Here is a 16,104-nt window from a genome sequence, read left to right as displayed (position 1 = left end):
TGCCGGGCATTTTTTTGTCTGGTGTTTGTCCGTCATGACACGGGGGGCCGGTTTTTTGCGTCGCGTGTGTGATGGCGCGCGCACGGCGCTTTTCCGGGTGCGAATGTCTTACAGGCATGTAGGCGTATTCGGCACTTTGTTTTTTCCCTGAGCGCGCTAGAATGCGCGCCGATGGGCGGAGAACTGTATGTGGCAACAGACCCTGATTACCCTGCGGGCCAAGCCCCGGGGCTTTCACCTGGTAACCGACGAGTTGCTTGCCGGCTTGCCTGAATTGAAGGCGTGTCGCGTGGGCCTGTTGCATCTGTGGTTGCAGCATACCTCGGCCTCGTTGACCATCAACGAGAATGCCGATCCGGCGGTTCGTCGTGACTTCGAGCGTTTTTTCAACTCGCTGGTGCCGCAAGGCCGAGCCGGGTTCGAACACAACGACGAAGGCCCGGACGATCTGCCGGCGCACTTCAAGGCCAGTCTCCTGGGTTGCCAGCTGAGTTTGCCGGTCAAGGCCGGCCGCTTGGCGATGGGGACCTGGCAAGGTGTTTATCTGGGCGAGCACCGTGATCATGGCGGTGCTCGTAAAGTCCTCGCCACTTTGCACGGTGATGGGGCATAAGCCACTGGTTATCCGGTGGATGTTGATTTTTTTCCGGCGACCTTCGACAGATGGTGAAGCTGGGCTATAACTAATCTGCTTTTCGCAAGTCATGAGGTAGAACATGAGCGACGATGATCTGGAAAACGACGAACTGGAAGTAGGCGACGAAGACGACACCGAAGAAGGTCTTGAGGCGGCAGCGGAAGACGTTGCTGACGACGACGGTGGCGATGACGTTCCTGTTCCGGCTGCCAAAGGCAAAGCCAAGGCCGCTGTTTCGGTCGATGAGCTGCCAAGTGTTGAAGCCAAGAACAAAGAGCGCGACGCGCTGGCCCGTGCGATGGAGGAATTCCTCGCTAAAGGCGGCAAAGTGCAGGAAGTCGAGGCCAACGTGGTGGCAGATCCACCCAAGAAGCCGGATAACAAGTACGGCAGCCGACCTATCTGAGGTCTGCTTCTGGCTTGCTGGAAAAGCCCGCCGTCGCTGCGGGCTTTTTCATGCCTGAAACAAATTCCTACGGCTCACCGCCTGCCAATATAGGGGAAGCAAGCCCCCTCCCACTTACTGCCAGCTTTTGAGCAGCGGAGGCAGTTCCGTCAGGCTGCGAATCTGCGCATCCGGGAGTTTATCCCCTTCCCAGACCTTGCCTGCCGGGTTGAACCACACGGCACGCAGCCCCGCCTGTTGCGCTCCGGCGATGTCGTCACCGGGATGATCGCCGATATGCACCGCCGCGCTGGCGTCCACCCCGCCCCGTTGCAGCGCTTCCTGAAACAACCGTGCATCCGGCTTGGCGATGCCGATGTCTTCGGCGCGCAACGCGAAGTGGAAGTAGTCCGCCAACCCGACGCGCTGTACGTCAGCGTTACCGTTGGTGATCACGCCCAGCAGGAAGTGTTTGCGCAGCGCTTGCAGCATCGGCTCGGCTTCGGGGAATACGGTGAGCTGGTGGCGCGCATGAATGAACGCTTCAAAGCACACATCGGCCATTTCCGTCGCTTCAGGTTGTGGATAACCGGCCTCTTCAAACGCGTGCATCAGTACGCGGTGGCGCAGCATGCTGATGCGGTGCTTGAGTTCGGGATGGCGTTCCAGCACCTGCTGGCGAAGGCTGGCGAAATGTTCCAGGGGCAGTTCGCCGACCTTGGCGGCATGGGTGGCCAGCCATTCGCGCATCGACGCTTCGGCGCTGATGATGACGGGGACGTTGTCCCAGAGGGTGTCGTCGAGGTCGAAGGTGATCAGCTTGATACTCATGAGTCGCCGCCCTTGATGCGTTTGGCCCGTGGATGGGCGCTGTCGTACACCGTTGCCAGGTGTTGGAAGTCCAGGTGGGTGTAGATCTGTGTCGTCTTGATATCAGAGTGGCCGAGCAGTTCCTGCACCGCGCGCAGGTCTTGGGACGACTCCAGCAAATGGCTGGCAAACGAGTGCCGCAGCATGTGCGGATGCAGGTTCTGCCCCAGCTCGCGCTCGCCGGCCGCCTTGACCCGCAGTTGAATCGCCCGCGGCCCCAGGCGCCGGCCCTGCTGGCTGACGAATACGGCGTCGTCCGCCGGGTTGGTCAGTGCGCGCAGGGGCAGCCACAGTTGCAGCGCTTCCCGGGCCTTCCTGCCCACCGGCAGCACGCGGGTCTTGCTGCCTTTGCCGAGCACTTGCACCAGGCCGTCGGCGAGGTCGAGCTGATCGAGGTTCAGCCCGGTCAGTTCCGACAGGCGCAGGCCCGAAGAATAGAACAGCTCCAGGATCGCCTGGTCGCGATGGGCCAGGAAGTCGTCCTCGACGGCGCCATCGAGCAATTGCAGGGCGCGGTCGGTGTCGAGGGTCTTGGGCAGCCGCCGCTCGCCCTTGGGCGGGGCCAGCCCATTGGCCGGGTCGTGGTCGCACAGGCCTTCGCGGTTGAGGTAGTGATACAGGCCGCGCACCGCCGACAGCAGGCGCGCCAGGCTGCGCGAGGATTGGCCCTGCTGGTGCAGGCGCGCGATCAGGCTGCGCAGGCCCTGGATGTCCAAGGCCTTCCAACTGGGGATCTGCTGCTTTTCGCAGTAGGCCAGGACCTTGTTCAAGTCCCGTCGGTAGGCTTCCAGGGTGTGGGGCGACACCTGGCGCTCGCTGCGCAGGTGTGCGCAGTAAGCGTCCAGTTGCCGTTCCATGGTCAGCGCACCGCGCGCAGGGCGGTGGTGAAGCGCGGTAATACGCGGCCCAGCACTTCGGCGATGTAGGTCAGGAACAACGTGCCCACCGAACTTTTGTAGTGCGCAGGATCACGGCTGGCGATGGCCAGTACCCCATGCAGGCCTTGATGGCTGAGGGCGACCACGGCGGTCGAACCGATCTGCTTGCGCTGCTCGGCGCCAAACAAAAAGTCCAGTTCATGCTCGCGCAAGGTGCCGCTGATGGTCTTGCCTTCGGAAAGCAGGCCGCCGATCGCCGTTTGCGCTTCGCCGCCGCTGACCCAGCGCCCGACCGGCATCGGGTTGTCGCTGAACAGGATCAGGCTGACGAAGGGCACCTGGAAGTCCTGGCGCAGGCTGTCTTCCACGGCGATCACCGTTTCTTCCAGGCTGGTGGCGTCCATCAGCGTCAGAATCAGGCGACGGGTCTTGTCGAACAGGCGGTCGTTATCGCGGGCGACGTCCATCAAGTGCGAGAGCCGATGGCGCATTTCGATGTTGCGCTCGCGCAGGATCTTCATCTGCCGCTCCACCAGCGACACGGTGTCGCCACGCTGGTGGGGGATGCGCAGGGCCGGCAGCAGTTCTTCGTGTTCGACGAAGAAGTCCGGGTTAGCCTCAAGGTACGCCGCGACGGCAGCGGCCTCCAGACTTTCGCTCGGGGATGCTTGTGCGGGTACTTGAGGCTTATCGGTCATTTGCTTGGCTCACTCATAGACGGACCTGTCCTTCGTATACGCGCGTGGCCGGCCCGGTCATCATCACCGGGTGGCCGGGGCCTGCCCATTCGATGGACAAACGTCCGCCGGGCAGGTCGATCAGCAGCGGCGAATCCATCCACCCCTGGCTGATCGCGGCCACGGCAGCGGCGCAAGCACCGGTGCCGCAGGCCTGGGTTTCGCCGGCGCCGCGTTCCCATACGCGCAATTGCGCGCGGGAGCGGTCGATCACCTGCAGGAAGCCCACATTGACCCGTGCCGGAAAGCGCGGGTGATGTTCGATCTTCGGCCCCAGCTCGTGCACCGGCGCATTATTGATGTCGTCGACCCGCAGCACCGCATGGGGGTTGCCCATGGACACCGCCGCCAGTTCGACAGCCTGGCCGTCCACATCGACGGTATAACTGGGGGCCTGCTCGGCAGCCTGGAACGGAATATCCGCCGGCACCAGGCGTGGCGCGCCCATGTTGACGCTGATCTGGCCGTCGCTGCGGACATCCAGCTCGATCACGCCGCTCTTGGTCTCGACACGAATCTGCCGCTTGGCGGTCAGGCGCTTGTCCAGCACAAAGCGGGCGAAGCAGCGCGCACCGTTGCCGCACTGTTCCACTTCGGAACCGTCGGAGTTGAAGATCCGGTAACGGAAATCCACCTCCGGGTTGCTCGGCGCCTCAACGATCAGCAACTGGTCGAAGCCGATGCCGGTATGACGGTCGCCCCACTGTTTGGCGTGCTTGGGCAGGATGTGCGCGTGCTGGCTGACCAGGTCAAGGACCATGAAGTCATTGCCCAGCCCGTGCATCTTGGTAAAACGCAGCAGCATGGCTTACTCCGGCAGCAGGCTTTCGCCAGCATACAACTCGGCTACCGTCTCGCGGCGACGCACTTCAAACGCTTGATCACCGTCCACCAGCACCTCGGCGGCACGCCCGCGGGTGTTGTAGTTGGAACTCATGACAAACCCGTAGGCACCGGCCGAATGAATGGCCAGCAGGTCGCCTTCTTCCAGGGCCAACTGACGATCCTTGGCCAGGAAGTCGCCGGTTTCGCAGATCGGGCCGACGACGTCATAGGCGCGCGCTGCGCTGTCGCGAGGCGTTACGGCGGTGACATTCATCCAGGCCTGGTACAGCGCCGGGCGGATCAGGTCGTTCATCGCCGCATCGACGATGGCGAAATCCTTGTATTCGGTGTGCTTGAGGTACTCGACCTGGGTCAGCAGCACGCCGGCATTGGCGACGATGTAGCGGCCCGGCTCGAACATCAGCGTCAGGTCGCGGCCTTCCAGGCGTTCGCGCACGGCCTTGATGTAGTCGCCGATCAGCGGTGGCTCTTCATCGCGGTACTGCACGCCCACGCCGCCACCGAGGTCGATGTGCTGCAGGTAGATGCCGCACTCGCCGAGGCGGTCGGTCAGCGCCAGCAGACGGTCGAGGGCATCCAGGAACGGCGGCAGGGTGGTCAGTTGCGAGCCGATATGGCAGTCGACACCCAGCACTTCCAGGTTCGGCAATTGGGCGGCGCGGATGTACACGTCCTCGGCGTCGGCGATGGCGATGCCGAACTTGTTCTCTTTCAGACCGGTGGAAATGTACGGGTGGGTGCCAGCGTCGACGTCCGGGTTGACGCGCAGGGAAATCGGCGCGCGAACGCCCATCTCGGCGGCGACCACTTGCAGGCGCTCCAGCTCGTCGGTGGATTCGACGTTGAAGCAATGCACGCCGACTTCCAGGGCACGGCGCATGTCTTCGCGGCTCTTGCCGACGCCGGAGAAGACGATTTTGTCAGCCTGGCCGCCAGCCGCCAGGACACGTTCCAGCTCGCCGCGGGAGACGATGTCGAAACCGGCGCCCAGACGCGCCAGGACATTGAGCACGCCCAGGTTGGAGTTGGCCTTGACCGCGTAGCACACCAGGTGCGGCACGCCGTTCAACGGGTCGGTGAAAGAGCGATATTGGGCTTCGATATGCGCGCGCGAGTACACATAGGTCGGGGTGCCAAAGCGCTCGGCAATTGCGGACAGCGCCACGCCTTCCGCGAACAGCTCGCCGTTCCGGTAGTTAAAAGCGTCCATGGGGTTCCCTTAGTAAGTGTCGTGCTTATGCGCTTTGGCAGGCTTTTGCGACGATTGCGCCTGTTCATTCGGGTCTTTGCTGTCATCGGGCAGATACAGCGGGCCTTTTTGACCACAGGCACTAACGAGGCAAGCGACCGCGACGAGCGCAGCAAGGGAAGAGATCAGGCGCTTCATGGCGAAATCCTTGAATATGCATTAATTGCGCCCGAGTATACCGACCACCCGCCAGCTTGCCTATGCGCCGGAATACCCGTCCGGCGGGGGTTTGCCGACATAACTGCGAAGCTGGCTACGCTAGTCAGGGATATTTCTTACCGCCATCGGTAATGAACTCGGTATCCTTTGCAATCGGCGGAGCGCGTCCGTATCGTGCGGCGCTTGAGCAAAACCAGACACTTTTGAGGTTGCCGCAATGAGTTTGACCGAAGCCCGTTTTCACGACCTGGTGGATTCGACCCAGAACGCGCTGGAAGATATTTTCGACGACAGCGGCCTGGATGTGGACCTGGAAAGCTCGGCCGGGGTGCTGACCGTCAAGTTCGAGAACGGCACTCAACTGATCTTCAGTCGCCAGGAACCGCTGCGCCAACTGTGGCTGGCGGCACGTTCCGGTGGTTTTCACTTCGATTACAACGAAGAAGACCGCAATTGGCAGTGCGATACCAGCGATGAGCTGCTCAGCGAAATGCTCGCGCGGCTGGTTCAGGAACAAGCCGGTGTCGAGCTCGGCTTCGATGAGCTGAACCCCGACGAGAATTGATGGTGAGCCAGCCTGCAATCGTGCGTCCGCCCAAGCCGTTGTTCAGTAATGTCAGCCCGGCGGTGCCATCACCTTGTATCAGTTTGTGTCGGCTGGACGAGGCAAAAGTCTGCCTTGGCTGCTTTCGCCATGTGGAAGACATCCGTGAATGGCGCTCCGCCGATGATCAGCGGCGACGCGTGATCGTGGCCCAGGCCGAGCGGCGCAAAGTCGGGCCTTGAGCCCGTCTTGTTTATTTGCGGTGCTGTGGTAGTGTCCGGGTACACCTCAACTCATCGAGGTCCGTGAGAACCCCGCCTTTTCCTGGCGGGGTTTTGCTTTTTTGTGCAGAAAAAAGGAGTCTGCCTGAATCATGACCGCACCTTCCATCATTCTTACCCGTCTCGACGTGCAGCGTCTTGAGCAACTGATCGACCGTGTCGGCGAGAATTCGCCAGGTGTAGAAGCCCTGCAGCACGAACTCGACCGCGCCGAAGAAGTGGTTGGCCACGATGAAGTGCCTGCAAGCGTCGTGACCATGAACTCCAGCGTGCATTGCCGCGAGCAAGGCAGCGGCAAGGACTATCACCTGACCCTGGTCTACCCCAAGGATGCGAATGCCGACGCGGGCAAGATTTCGATCCTGGCGCCGGTGGGCAGCGCGTTGCTCGGCCTGAAAGTGGGCCAGCACATCGACTGGCCGGCACCCGGCGGCAAGACCCTCAAGCTCGAACTGCTCAGTGTTGAAGGCCAGCCCAAAGACGGCGGCGCCTTTTCGCTTTAAATCTGCTTCAGCGCGTCATTGAGCGCCTGTTCCAGCTCGGCTTTGTAACGCAGGTACAGATTGCTCGGGCTTTGTACGTCGCCGAGCAGGCCCGAGAGATCCAGATCAGTGATATAGCAGCGGTAGCGCTCGGTTTCGCGGCGCTGCCCGACGATCTCCCGGGCGACCACTGCAAACAGCTGGTCGCCAAACTCCAGTTCGGAAAACTCCCGCTGATTGCAGTACAGGGTGATCCCCACCTGGCCCGGCGCCGCCTTGCCGATAATCGCCTGCACGTCATAAAACGGCTTGTTGGCCGGGTTTTGCGGGGCCGGCCGAGGCTCGATACCGCGTGCGCGATTGCTGCCCGATGGCAACAGTTGGTAATACAAGGTTTGCACCGCGCCCAGCGGTTCTTGCGGGTCCAGGGGCGACAGCGCGTCCCGGCGATAGATGATCGACTGCAGAAAACGCTGCAACGGCGCCAGCAGGCTCTGTTCATCATGGAACGGCAAGCGTTGCTGCCAGAGCGCGTTGAACTCATCCAGCACATACAGCTCGGCGAAGCCTTCGTTGACCCGGTAAAACACCTGCACGCATTCGGCCATGCCCATCGGCAGCAGCAGCGCCAGGTCGTGGTCTTCCAGGGCCATGGCGTCCAAGTGCAACGGGCTGTAGCTGGCCAGTTCTTCGCTGAGGTAGGCGATCAGCGCGTCCTGGGTCGCCAGTGAGACGTGGGTGGCCTGGCCGGGCATCAGCTCCATCACGTGATAGTGCTGCTGCACCTGCAGCAAGTAGCGATGGTTGCCCTGGCCCAGCAGCAGGTTCTGCGCGGTGTCGAAGATTTCTTCCACGCGCTGGGCAATGAACTGTGCGCGGTTGTGGCAGAAGCAGCGCACCCGCAGGCGTGGCAGGTGGTCCGACGGCAACTGGTTGAGGTAGTCGCGCAGGCAGTCGAGCAGGGCATGGGGACCGTCGTAGCGGCTGACCATCACCTCGTTCCAGCTGTTGAGCGTGACCTGGTCGAGGGTCAGCACCAGGTTTTCGCGCACGCCGGCGTAACTCAGGGAGTCGGTGCGCTCGGTGGTCATCAGGATGTTCAGGTCGCGATGGTGCTTGAGCGGGTCGACGCCGACGTTGATCAGCAACAGCACTTCTTCCGGCACCGCCGAGCGCAGCAGGCGCTCTTCATCGACGCTGGCCAGGGGCAGGGCGATGGTCTGTTGCAGGCTGCCCAGCAGGTTGAACAGTTCGAATTCGGTCATGTCGCTGACGCCTGGGTGCAGCGCCAGGCGCGTGCTGCTGTCGATCACGCCGTTGCGGTGGCACCAGGTGAGCATTTCCAGCAGGTCGCGGCTGCGCTTGATCGGCGCGAAGTGCTCCGATTCCAGGGCGGTGAGGTTGCCGTTGTACAGGCCCCAATGATGCTGGCCCGGTTCCTTGCGGTTGGCCGATTGCACCAGGGTCAGGGTGTCTTCGGCCAGGTCCGGGGCGATGCCGGGGTTGATGAATTCGACCTTGCCGGCCTTGCGTTCAAACGCCGCGTACAAGCGACGGCCAAGCACATTGAGGTCGCGCTTGTTGATCAGGCTGACGGTTTGTTCGGTGCGGGCGAACTGGGTCAGAAAGCGATAGCTGTAGTTCAGCTCATTGACCAGGGCGCGGCGCTCGGAGGCGACCTGGCGTACTTTCCATTGGCTGCGGCTGTCGAGCAGCGCCAGTTGACGCTGGTCCCAACCCCATTCATGGGCCAGGCGTTCCAGCAACAGGCGCTGCCAACCGACGGTGCGCTGGCCGGCGCTGAGCTTGCGGTTGACCTTCAAGTACAGCGCGCGCCGTACCAGTTCCAGGCGTTCCGGCTCGTTGCGCGCGTTGAGGTATTCCTCGATGCGCCGGTAGACCACGACGTAAGGGTCCAGCTCGTCCAGGTCCATCCGGTTGGCGAACACCGCCCGTTTGAAGCGCAGGCTCAGGCACTGCACGTTCGGGTGCTCGCTGGCGTAGACCTCGGTCAGCAGCAGCTTGAGCAGCGACTTGTAGGGCGATTCGATGCCCTTGAACAATTGCCACAGCCCGGCGCCAATGAATTCGCCGGGCGGGATGCGCGCCAGGTGGCCGAGGTCGAGGGTTTCATCGGCGCGGATAAAGCGTTTGGAAATCAGCGTGTGGGTGAACTCGGCGTAGCGCACTTCTTCATACACCGGCACCAGCCACCAGATCGGTGTGCGGCCGGCGAGCCAGATGGCGGTGCGATAGAACTCATCCAGCAACAGATAATGCTGGGTGGTGCCGCAGTCGTCGGAGCTCAGTTGCGTGTCGCGTTCGCCCAAGACAAACCGGCTCGGCTCGATCAGGAAGAAGTGCGCCTCGGCGCCCATGCTCTGGGCCCAGGCTTCCAGTAACTGGCATTTCTTGCGCAGCTCGACCAGTTCGTTGTCGCTCAGGTCGGGGGCGTGGCATACCCACACGTCCATGTCGCTCTGGTCGGCTTGGGCCAGTGTGCCGAGGCTGCCCATCAGGAACAGGCCATGGATCGGCTGCGGCGGGTTGCCGTGGCGCGGTTTGTAGGAGAACGAACGGGTCAGGCGCTGGGCTTCGTTCAGGGCCTGCGCGTCGGGTTCGAAATTCGACAGCCCGGCCGGGGTGCTGCCCGACACGTAACCGGGCAACAGCGGGTGATTGACGTGGAAAAACAGCGGCAGCAGGGTCAATACGCTTTGCTGGCGTGGCGTCAGCCCTTCGAGGGCCCGGGCCATGCGCCCTGCGTTAAGCGCCATGAACCGCGCGCGCAGTTGGGCCAGCACCTTGCGGTCGATGCCTTCGTCCAGGTCGGGGCGGATCTCATGGGTGCGGGTCATGTCGAACTCGGCGGCGCGCAAGGCCCGACATGGGCGGCCGTGTAGGAGTTTACATTCAGAAGCGTAGGAGGTTTAGAGGGGAAACGGTTTTTGGCGTCAGAATTTTATCCGGTTCACGGCAATGCCCTCGGAATCCGCCGCGGCGGACTCCATGGGCAGTATCCGGAATCAGGCAGCTTCTTTGGTTGCGGCGGTGGTCAGGATGGTCAGCAGGGTTTGGGCTTGTTCTGCAGCGTCCCGGCCAAGGCTGGTCAGGTAACCGCCGTCCGGTTGGTCGATCAGTTTTTTCTCGAACAGGCGTTTGGCGGCGGCGATAGCAGTCGGTGCGGCAGTCTGATGGACTTTCAGACCTTCCTGGGAGCTGTCCAGGTTGAAGAGTGCAAGGATTTCCAGTTCGGCAACCAACTCAGGGGTATACGACATAGGGACTCCAGACTTTCTAAGAATTTGTTAGAGGCTAGCAGGCCCTAAGGTGAACGTACTTTGGCGGGCTGTCCAGTGGGAAACTCGCGGCTGTTGATATGGCGCAGTGTTGTGGCGAGGAAGCAGGCTTCCCGGCCACACGGGCGCTCGCTTCAGGCGTTTTCAGGCGGCAACTCGGGCAGTGCGCGCAAGGCGGATTCATACCATTGGGTATCGAAGGCGCGGTCTTCGTCGAGCATCTTGTCGATTTCCACCGCCAGCACATGGGCCATCATGTTCAAAATCACTTCGCGCTCGTAACCCACCAGCGTCAGCTTGTTGAACGTGGCCTTGGCGGCGGGCGGATTGTCGCTTTCGATCTGGTTTTCGATGGCCTGGGTCAGCGTGCTTTCGGTGAACGCTTCTTCGTCGTTGTCGATATCGGTCGGCTCGCTCATGGCAGGCTCCTCAAGAAAAGGGCGCCAGTCTACCCCCATTCAGGCAGGTGATGCTGCTAGCCAGGTTGGTCGGGCGGATCTATAACTCATGCAGCCAACCCCGCACATGGCCTGGAGGCTTTGCGATGCTCAAACTCTACGGATTTTCGGTCAGCAATTACTACAACATGGTCAAGCTGGCGCTCTTGGAGAAAGGCCTGGCATTCGAAGAGGTGCCTTTTTTTGCCGGGCAAACACCCGCCGCCCTGGCGATCAGTCCGCGGGGCAAGGTGCCGGTGCTGGGTGTCAAACAGGGCTTTATCAACGAAACCAGCGTGATCCTCGAATACATCGAGCAAACCCAGGAGGGCCCCTCGCTGCTGCCGGCCGAACCGTTTCAGCGCGCTCAGGTGCTGACATTGTGCCGGGAAATCGAGCTGTACATCGAGCTGCCCGCCCGTGCGTGTTTCGCCGAAGCGTATTTCGGCATGCCGGTGCCGGAGGCGATCAAGGACAAAGCCCGGGCCGAGTTGCTGCTGGGGGTGGGGACGTTAGGTCGGCACGGCAAGTTCGCGCCTTACGTAGCGGGGGAGAGCTTTACGATTGCCGATCTGTATTTCATGTACAGCCTGAACCTCGCCTGCGGCGTGGCCGAGAAGCTGTTCGGCCTGGACCTGTTGGCTGAATTGCCGACGGCCAAGGCATTGCTGGAGCGTTTGCACGCCATGCCTAACGCCCTGAAGGTGGCGGCGGACAGGGAAGCGGCGATGCCGGCGTTCATGGCGATGGTGGCGGCGAAGAAGTGATCAATGTGGGAGGGAGCAAGCCCCCTCCCACATTTTCGACCTAGCGGCTGGCGAGCAGGACCTGACCGCGCACGACGGCGGCCTTGACCTGGGCCGGCGCGGTACCGCCCACGTGGTTGCGCGCATTCACCGAACCTTCCAGGGTCAGCACGGCAAACACGTCCTGCTCGATCTGGTCGCTGAACTGGCGCAGTTCTTCCAGGCTCATTTCCGCCAGGTCCTTGCCGCTTTCCACGCCGTACTTCACGGCATGGCCGACGATTTCGTGGCAGTCGCGGAACGGCAGGCCACGGCGCACAAGGTAGTCCGCCAGGTCGGTCGCGGTGGAGAACCCACGTAGCGCCGCTTCACGCATGATCGCGTGCTTGGGCTTGATCGCCGGGATCATGTCGGCAAAGGCACGCAGCGAATCGCGCAGGGTGTCGGCGGCGTCGAACAGCGGTTCCTTGTCTTCCTGGTTGTCCTTGTTGTAGGCCAGGGGTTGGCCTTTCATCAGGGTCAGCAGGCCCATCAGCGCGCCGAATACGCGGCCGCTCTTGCCACGTACCAGCTCCGGCACGTCGGGGTTTTTCTTTTGCGGCATGATCGAGCTGCCGGTGCAGAAGCGGTCGGGCAGGTCGATGAACTGGAATTGCGCGCTGGTCCACAGCACCAGTTCTTCGGAGAAGCGCGACAGGTGCATCATCGCGATACTGGCGGCGGCGCAGAATTCGATGGCGAAGTCGCGGTCCGACACGCCGTCCAGGGAGTTGCCGCCCACGGCGTCAAAACCCAGCAGTTGTGCGGTGTACTCGCGGTCGATTGGGTAGGTGGTGCCCGCCAGCGCGGCGCTGCCCAACGGCATGCGGTTGGCGCGCTTGCGGCAGTCCACCAGGCGCTCGTAGTCGCGGCTGAGCATTTCGAACCAGGCCAGCAGGTGGTGGCCGAAGGTTACCGGTTGTGCGGTCTGCAGATGGGTGAAGCCGGGCATGATGGTGTCCGATTCACGCTCGGCCTGTTCCAGCAAACCTTTTTGCAGGCGGGTGATTTCGGCCAGGATCAGGTCGATTTCGTCACGCAGCCACAGGCGGATATCGGTGGCCACCTGGTCGTTACGGCTGCGCCCGGTGTGCAGTTTCTTGCCGGTCACGCCGATGCGATCGGTGAGGCGGGCTTCGATGTTCATGTGCACGTCTTCCAGGTCGACGCGCCAGTCGAACGTGCCGGCTTCGATCTCGCCACGGATGGTGGTCAGGCCGTCGATGATGCTGTCGCGCTCGGCGTCGGTCAGCACGCCGACCTTGGCCAGCATCGTGGCGTGGGCGATCGAGCCCATGATGTCGTGGCGGTACAGGCGCTGGTCGAAGGTGACGGAGGCGGTGAAGCGGGCGACGAAGGCGTCGACGGGTTCACTGAAGCGGCCGCCCCAGGACTGGTTGGTCTTGTCGGTGCTCATGGATTCGCTCGTGATCTGCTTAAAAGAGGCGTGAAGGTGTGCCGACGATAATAACAGGGTTGCCCGTGGAGGCGGTGCTACGGGTGGTCGGCATTTTATTTGTGCCAAGCATGGCTAAGTGCCTTGCCGCCGACCGCGTCCGGGAAGAGACTGGGCAGAGGTGCTTATTGAAACGATATTTGACGAATGAGCAATGTCGTCTCGGCGAGCGTCTACAGTTGGACTGAGTAGTGTGTGAATGCACCAAAGTCAGGTGATGCGGTCATAACCCTGACTACCATTAAACAAGGGGGGTATTCGGATTGTGTATCAGCAAACCCTACGACGATGCCCAAGGGCGGCAGGTTTTGGGCGCTATTGAACAGGTCCGGATAAATATGAGTGCCACTCTCAGGGCACTTTTTGCCGCTCGCGCTAGTCTTAGCGTGGATCGCTGTGACGCAAGTCACCGCACCTGTCTACGCTATCCTTGTGCGAGACTCACGCAGGAATCCAGCGCAATATGAATGTCCTGATCGTTGATGACGAACCCCAAGCCCGCGAGCGACTGAGCCGTCTGCTCAGCGAACTCGAGGGTTATACAGTCCTTGAACCGAGCGCCAGCACGGGTGAGGAGGCGTTGACGTTGATCGACAGCCTCAAGCCGGATGTGGTGCTGCTCGACATCCGCATGCCGGGCCTGGATGGCCTGCAAGTCGCCGCCCGCCTGAGCGAGCGCGAATCGCCGCCGGCCGTGGTGTTGTGTGCCGCCGAGGAAGAATTCCCTGCCGAAACCCTGGAAGCCAGCGGTGTCAGCTTCCTGGCCAAGCCGGTGACTGCCGAGGTGTTGCTCAAGGCGTTGAAAAAAGCCGAGCGCCCCAATCGCGTCCAGCTCGCCGCCCTGACCCAGCCCGCCGCCCAGAGCGGTAACGGGCCGCGCAGCCATATCAGCGCGCGCACCCGTAAGGGTATCGAACTGATCCCGCTGAGCCAGGTGATCTACTTCATCGCCGATCACAAGTACGTGACCCTGCGTCACGAGTCTGGCGAAGTGCTGCTCGATGAGCCGCTCAAGGCCCTTGAGGATGAATTCGGCGACCGTTTCGTGCGTATCCACCGCAACGCGCTGGTGGCCCGCGAGCGCATCGAGCGCCTGCAACGCACGCCCCTGGGGCACTTTCAGTTGTTCCTGAAAGGGCTTAACGGCGATGCTTTGATCGTCAGCCGCCGCCATGTCGCCGGCGTGCGCAAGATGATGCAGCAGCTTTAGTCCAAGGGCTGCAGCGCGCTCTATCGTCGTGATCCCGGTGCGCTGTGGCCAGGGAGGCCTCGCACTTGCTGATTCAAATCAAAGCGAATTTGCCTGAGCTGTTATTATCTGCCGTATCTATTCAGTACGGATTGATCCATGTCCTCTCGCGAAATCCGCATCGCCACCCGTAAAAGCGCCCTGGCCTTGTGGCAGGCCGAATACGTCAAAGCACGTCTCGAGCAGGCCCACCCTGGGCTCCAGGTATCCCTGGTGCCCATGGTCAGTCGCGGCGACAAGCTGCTCGACTCGCCGCTGTCGAAGATCGGCGGCAAGGGTCTGTTCGTCAAGGAACTGGAAACCGCGCTGCTGGAAAACGAAGCCGACATCGCCGTGCATTCGATGAAAGACGTGCCCATGGACTTCCCCGAAGGCCTGGGCCTGTTTTGCATCTGCGAGCGCGAAGACCCGCGCGATGCCTTTGTGTCCAATACCTACGCGTCCCTGGATGAGCTGCCGTTGGGCAGCATCGTCGGCACTTCCAGCCTGCGTCGTCAGGCCCAGTTGCTGACGCGTCGCCCGGATTTGCAGATCCGCTTCCTGCGCGGCAACGTCAACACGCGTCTGGCCAAGCTCGATGCCGGTGAATATGACGCGATCATCCTCGCGGCGGCCGGTTTGATCCGGCTCGGCTTCGAAGACCGCATCACCTCGGTCATCAGCGTCGAAGACAGCTTGCCTGCCGGCGGGCAGGGCGCAGTGGGCATCGAATGTCGCACCGCCGACAGTGAAATCCACGCCTTGCTCAAACCGCTCGACCACCACGACACCGACGTCCGTGTCACCGCCGAACGCGCCCTGAACAAACACCTCAATGGTGGCTGCCAGGTGCCGATCGCCTGCTACGCCGTGCTCGAAGGCGAAAACCTGTGGCTGCGTGGCCTGGTGGGCGACCCGGAAGGCGGCAACTTGATCACCGCGCAAGTGCGCGGGCCGCAGCGTGATGCGACGGCGCTGGGGATCCAGGTCGCCGAAGAGCTGCTGGACCAGGGCGCCGGTGCCATCCTGCAAAAAGTCTACGGCGAGGCCGGCCCGCAGTGACCGATTGGCGTGTGCTGCTGACGCGGCCTGCCGAGGAGTCTGCGCTGTTGGCGGCGTCGTTGTCGGATGTCGGGATTTTCAGCAGCAGCCTGCCGTTGCTAGAGATCGAAGCCTTGCCGGTCACGCCTGAGCAGCAGGCGGTCTGGGCTGACCTGGGCCGCTATTGCGCGGTAATTGTGGTCAGCAAGCCGGCGGCGCGCCTTGGCGTGCAACGCCTGGAGCGACACTGGCCGCGGTTGCCGTGGTTCAGCGTGGGTGCCGCCACCGCCCAGGTACTGGCCGATCACGGCCTGGACGTTCATTATCCGCCCAGCGGCGACGACAGCGAGGCCTTGCTGGCCTTGCCCGCCTTGCGCGAGGCCATTGCGCGCACCGATGCGCGGGTGCTGATCCTGCGCGGCGAGGGCGGGCGAGAGCTGCTGGCGGAGCGTTTGCGCGAGCAAGGTGCTAGTGTCGACTATCTGGAGTTGTATCGCCGTTTCCTTCCGGCCTACGACCCGGGTGTACTGATGCAGCGCATCCAGTTGGAACGCTTGAACGGCCTGGTGGTCAGCAGTGGGCAGGGTTTTTTGCACCTGCAGGCCCTGGCCGGTTCGGATTGGCCACAGGTGGCCCGGCTGCCGTTGTTCGTGCCCAGCCCGCGAGTCTATGAGATGGCGCGGGCGGCTGGCGCAGAAAAAGTTGTGGATTGTCGCGGCGCGAGTGCCGCGGCTTTGTTAGTGGCGTTACGGAGCCATTCCGTTCCCACTCTCTGATACGCAAAGGATGG

At 62.2% G+C, this 16,104-nt stretch carries 19 protein-coding genes; 9 read left to right on the top strand and 10 right to left on the bottom strand.

The features are described from left to right. Positions 1 to 187 precede the first annotated feature (187 nt). The gene (locus tag ACP7E3_RS01945) at positions 188 to 613 is read left to right on the top strand and encodes a secondary thiamine-phosphate synthase enzyme YjbQ (protein ID WP_017845176.1); all 426 of its coding nucleotides are present in this window, start codon (positions 188 to 190) and stop codon (positions 611 to 613) included. 103 nt (positions 614 to 716) lie between these two features. Beyond that, entirely contained in the window at positions 717 to 1,043 is a 327-nt protein-coding gene (gene sutA, locus ACP7E3_RS01940) for a transcriptional regulator SutA (protein ID WP_017845175.1), read from the top strand. 114 nt (positions 1,044 to 1,157) lie between these two features. Here the strand turns inward: sutA and ACP7E3_RS01935 are convergent, their stop codons facing one another. From ACP7E3_RS01935 to lptM, 6 genes are read right to left on the bottom strand one after another with little or no spacing between them, the layout of a single operon-like run. Continuing rightward, the gene (locus tag ACP7E3_RS01935) at positions 1,158 to 1,853 is read right to left on the bottom strand and encodes an HAD family hydrolase (RefSeq protein WP_102617843.1); all 696 of its coding nucleotides are present in this window, start codon (positions 1,851 to 1,853) and stop codon (positions 1,158 to 1,160) included. Further along, positions 1,850 to 2,749: a tyrosine recombinase XerC gene (xerC, locus tag ACP7E3_RS01930; protein ID WP_046381665.1), complete on the bottom strand. Its 900-nt coding sequence runs from the start codon at positions 2,747 to 2,749 to the stop codon at positions 1,850 to 1,852. Before xerC ends, ACP7E3_RS01935 begins: the two co-directional genes overlap by 4 nt. Before the next feature lie 2 nt (positions 2,750 to 2,751). Beyond that, on the bottom strand, positions 2,752 to 3,468 hold the full coding sequence (locus tag ACP7E3_RS01925; RefSeq protein ID WP_017845172.1) for a DUF484 family protein: 717 nt from the start codon (positions 3,466 to 3,468) through the stop codon (positions 2,752 to 2,754). Between the two features lie 13 nt (positions 3,469 to 3,481). Further along, positions 3,482 to 4,312, bottom strand: coding sequence for a diaminopimelate epimerase (gene dapF, locus ACP7E3_RS01920; RefSeq protein WP_108524818.1), 831 nt, complete (start codon positions 4,310 to 4,312; stop codon positions 3,482 to 3,484). 3 nt (positions 4,313 to 4,315) lie between these two features. Continuing rightward, positions 4,316 to 5,563 (bottom strand): diaminopimelate decarboxylase, encoded by a 1,248-nt coding sequence (gene lysA, locus ACP7E3_RS01915; RefSeq protein ID WP_017845170.1) that lies wholly within the window; start codon positions 5,561 to 5,563, stop codon positions 4,316 to 4,318. Positions 5,564 to 5,572: 9 nt separating this feature from the next. After that, positions 5,573 to 5,740, bottom strand: coding sequence for an LPS translocon maturation chaperone LptM (lptM, locus tag ACP7E3_RS01910; RefSeq protein ID WP_017845169.1), 168 nt, complete (start codon positions 5,738 to 5,740; stop codon positions 5,573 to 5,575). 238 nt (positions 5,741 to 5,978) lie between these two features. Here lptM and cyaY point away from each other — a divergent pair, with 238 nt between their 5' ends. The 3 genes from cyaY (at position 5,979) to rnk (ending at position 7,089) form a co-directional block, all read left to right on the top strand. After that, a complete protein-coding gene (gene cyaY, locus ACP7E3_RS01905) occupies positions 5,979 to 6,326 on the top strand; it encodes an iron donor protein CyaY (RefSeq protein ID WP_017845168.1) in 348 nt (115 codons plus the stop codon). Positions 6,327 to 6,328: 2 nt separating this feature from the next. Further along, entirely contained in the window at positions 6,329 to 6,547 is a 219-nt protein-coding gene (locus ACP7E3_RS01900) for a DUF1289 domain-containing protein (RefSeq protein ID WP_026139803.1), read from the top strand. Between the two features lie 131 nt (positions 6,548 to 6,678). Next, positions 6,679 to 7,089, top strand: a complete 411-nt coding sequence (gene rnk, locus ACP7E3_RS01895) for a nucleoside diphosphate kinase regulator (RefSeq protein WP_017845167.1) — start codon at positions 6,679 to 6,681, stop codon at positions 7,087 to 7,089. Here the strand turns inward: rnk and ACP7E3_RS01890 are convergent. From ACP7E3_RS01890 to ACP7E3_RS01880, 3 genes are all read right to left on the bottom strand, one after another. Continuing rightward, positions 7,086 to 9,926: a class I adenylate cyclase gene (locus tag ACP7E3_RS01890; protein ID WP_079445051.1), complete on the bottom strand. Its 2,841-nt coding sequence runs from the start codon at positions 9,924 to 9,926 to the stop codon at positions 7,086 to 7,088. The genes rnk and ACP7E3_RS01890 overlap by 4 nt on opposite strands. A gap of 168 nt (positions 9,927 to 10,094) precedes the next feature. Next, positions 10,095 to 10,349 (bottom strand): TIGR02647 family protein, encoded by a 255-nt coding sequence (locus ACP7E3_RS01885; RefSeq protein WP_017845165.1) that lies wholly within the window; start codon positions 10,347 to 10,349, stop codon positions 10,095 to 10,097. A 152-nt stretch (positions 10,350 to 10,501) separates the two neighbouring features. Beyond that, entirely contained in the window at positions 10,502 to 10,786 is a 285-nt protein-coding gene (locus ACP7E3_RS01880) for a hypothetical protein (protein ID WP_108524820.1), read from the bottom strand. 125 nt (positions 10,787 to 10,911) lie between these two features. Here ACP7E3_RS01880 and ACP7E3_RS01875 point away from each other — a divergent pair, with 125 nt between their 5' ends. Beyond that, on the top strand, positions 10,912 to 11,571 hold the full coding sequence (locus ACP7E3_RS01875; protein WP_046381668.1) for a glutathione S-transferase family protein: 660 nt from the start codon (positions 10,912 to 10,914) through the stop codon (positions 11,569 to 11,571). A gap of 40 nt (positions 11,572 to 11,611) precedes the next feature. Here the strand turns inward: ACP7E3_RS01875 and argH are convergent, their stop codons facing one another. Continuing rightward, on the bottom strand, positions 11,612 to 13,006 hold the full coding sequence (gene argH, locus ACP7E3_RS01870; RefSeq protein ID WP_046381669.1) for an argininosuccinate lyase: 1,395 nt from the start codon (positions 13,004 to 13,006) through the stop codon (positions 11,612 to 11,614). Positions 13,007 to 13,508: 502 nt separating this feature from the next. Between argH and ACP7E3_RS01865 the strand changes: the two genes are divergently transcribed. The 3 genes from ACP7E3_RS01865 to ACP7E3_RS01855 all read left to right on the top strand — a co-directional run bounded on the left by ACP7E3_RS01865 (position 13,509) and on the right by ACP7E3_RS01855 (position 16,090). Then, on the top strand, positions 13,509 to 14,255 hold the full coding sequence (locus ACP7E3_RS01865) for a LytR/AlgR family response regulator transcription factor (RefSeq protein ID WP_046381670.1): 747 nt from the start codon (positions 13,509 to 13,511) through the stop codon (positions 14,253 to 14,255). 138 nt (positions 14,256 to 14,393) lie between these two features. Continuing rightward, a complete protein-coding gene (gene hemC / locus ACP7E3_RS01860; protein ID WP_017845160.1) occupies positions 14,394 to 15,335 on the top strand; it encodes a hydroxymethylbilane synthase in 942 nt (313 codons plus the stop codon). Beyond that, positions 15,332 to 16,090 (top strand): uroporphyrinogen-III synthase, encoded by a 759-nt coding sequence (locus ACP7E3_RS01855; RefSeq protein WP_046488891.1) that lies wholly within the window; start codon positions 15,332 to 15,334, stop codon positions 16,088 to 16,090. The genes hemC and ACP7E3_RS01855 overlap by 4 nt, the downstream gene beginning before the upstream one ends. Positions 16,091 to 16,104 lie beyond the last annotated feature (14 nt).

This window comes from Pseudomonas sp. PSPC2-3 (assembly GCF_049898265.1).
Classification (GTDB): domain Bacteria; phylum Pseudomonadota; class Gammaproteobacteria; order Pseudomonadales; family Pseudomonadaceae; genus Aquipseudomonas; species Aquipseudomonas veronii.
The sequence above is the reverse complement of the archived record's forward strand: the minus strand, read 5'-3'. Positions and strand labels throughout refer to the sequence as shown.

What these genes read in the sequence shown, in the direction of transcription:
- cyaY (WP_017845168.1), top strand. Translation starts at nt 5,979, where the DNA reads ATGAGTTTGACCGAAGCCCGTTTTCACGACCTGGTGGATTCGACCCAG.
- argH (WP_046381669.1), bottom strand. Translation starts at nt 13,006, where the DNA reads ATGAGCACCGACAAGACCAACCAGTCCTGGGGCGGCCGCTTCAGTGAA.
- ACP7E3_RS01865 (WP_046381670.1), top strand. Translation starts at nt 13,509, where the DNA reads ATGAATGTCCTGATCGTTGATGACGAACCCCAAGCCCGCGAGCGACTG.
- rnk (WP_017845167.1), top strand. Translation starts at nt 6,679, where the DNA reads ATGACCGCACCTTCCATCATTCTTACCCGTCTCGACGTGCAGCGTCTT.
- dapF (WP_108524818.1), bottom strand. Translation starts at nt 4,312, where the DNA reads ATGCTGCTGCGTTTTACCAAGATGCACGGGCTGGGCAATGACTTCATG.
- lptM (WP_017845169.1), bottom strand. Translation starts at nt 5,740, where the DNA reads ATGAAGCGCCTGATCTCTTCCCTTGCTGCGCTCGTCGCGGTCGCTTGC.
- ACP7E3_RS01880 (WP_108524820.1), bottom strand. Translation starts at nt 10,786, where the DNA reads ATGAGCGAGCCGACCGATATCGACAACGACGAAGAAGCGTTCACCGAA.
- hemC (WP_017845160.1), top strand. Translation starts at nt 14,394, where the DNA reads ATGTCCTCTCGCGAAATCCGCATCGCCACCCGTAAAAGCGCCCTGGCC.
- xerC (WP_046381665.1), bottom strand. Translation starts at nt 2,749, where the DNA reads ATGGAACGGCAACTGGACGCTTACTGCGCACACCTGCGCAGCGAGCGC.
- ACP7E3_RS01885 (WP_017845165.1), bottom strand. Translation starts at nt 10,349, where the DNA reads ATGTCGTATACCCCTGAGTTGGTTGCCGAACTGGAAATCCTTGCACTC.
- sutA (WP_017845175.1), top strand. Translation starts at nt 717, where the DNA reads ATGAGCGACGATGATCTGGAAAACGACGAACTGGAAGTAGGCGACGAA.
- ACP7E3_RS01935 (WP_102617843.1), bottom strand. Translation starts at nt 1,853, where the DNA reads ATGAGTATCAAGCTGATCACCTTCGACCTCGACGACACCCTCTGGGAC.
- ACP7E3_RS01875 (WP_046381668.1), top strand. Translation starts at nt 10,912, where the DNA reads ATGCTCAAACTCTACGGATTTTCGGTCAGCAATTACTACAACATGGTC.
- ACP7E3_RS01890 (WP_079445051.1), bottom strand. Translation starts at nt 9,926, where the DNA reads ATGACCCGCACCCATGAGATCCGCCCCGACCTGGACGAAGGCATCGAC.
- ACP7E3_RS01945 (WP_017845176.1), top strand. Translation starts at nt 188, where the DNA reads ATGTGGCAACAGACCCTGATTACCCTGCGGGCCAAGCCCCGGGGCTTT.
- ACP7E3_RS01925 (WP_017845172.1), bottom strand. Translation starts at nt 3,468, where the DNA reads ATGACCGATAAGCCTCAAGTACCCGCACAAGCATCCCCGAGCGAAAGT.
- lysA (WP_017845170.1), bottom strand. Translation starts at nt 5,563, where the DNA reads ATGGACGCTTTTAACTACCGGAACGGCGAGCTGTTCGCGGAAGGCGTG.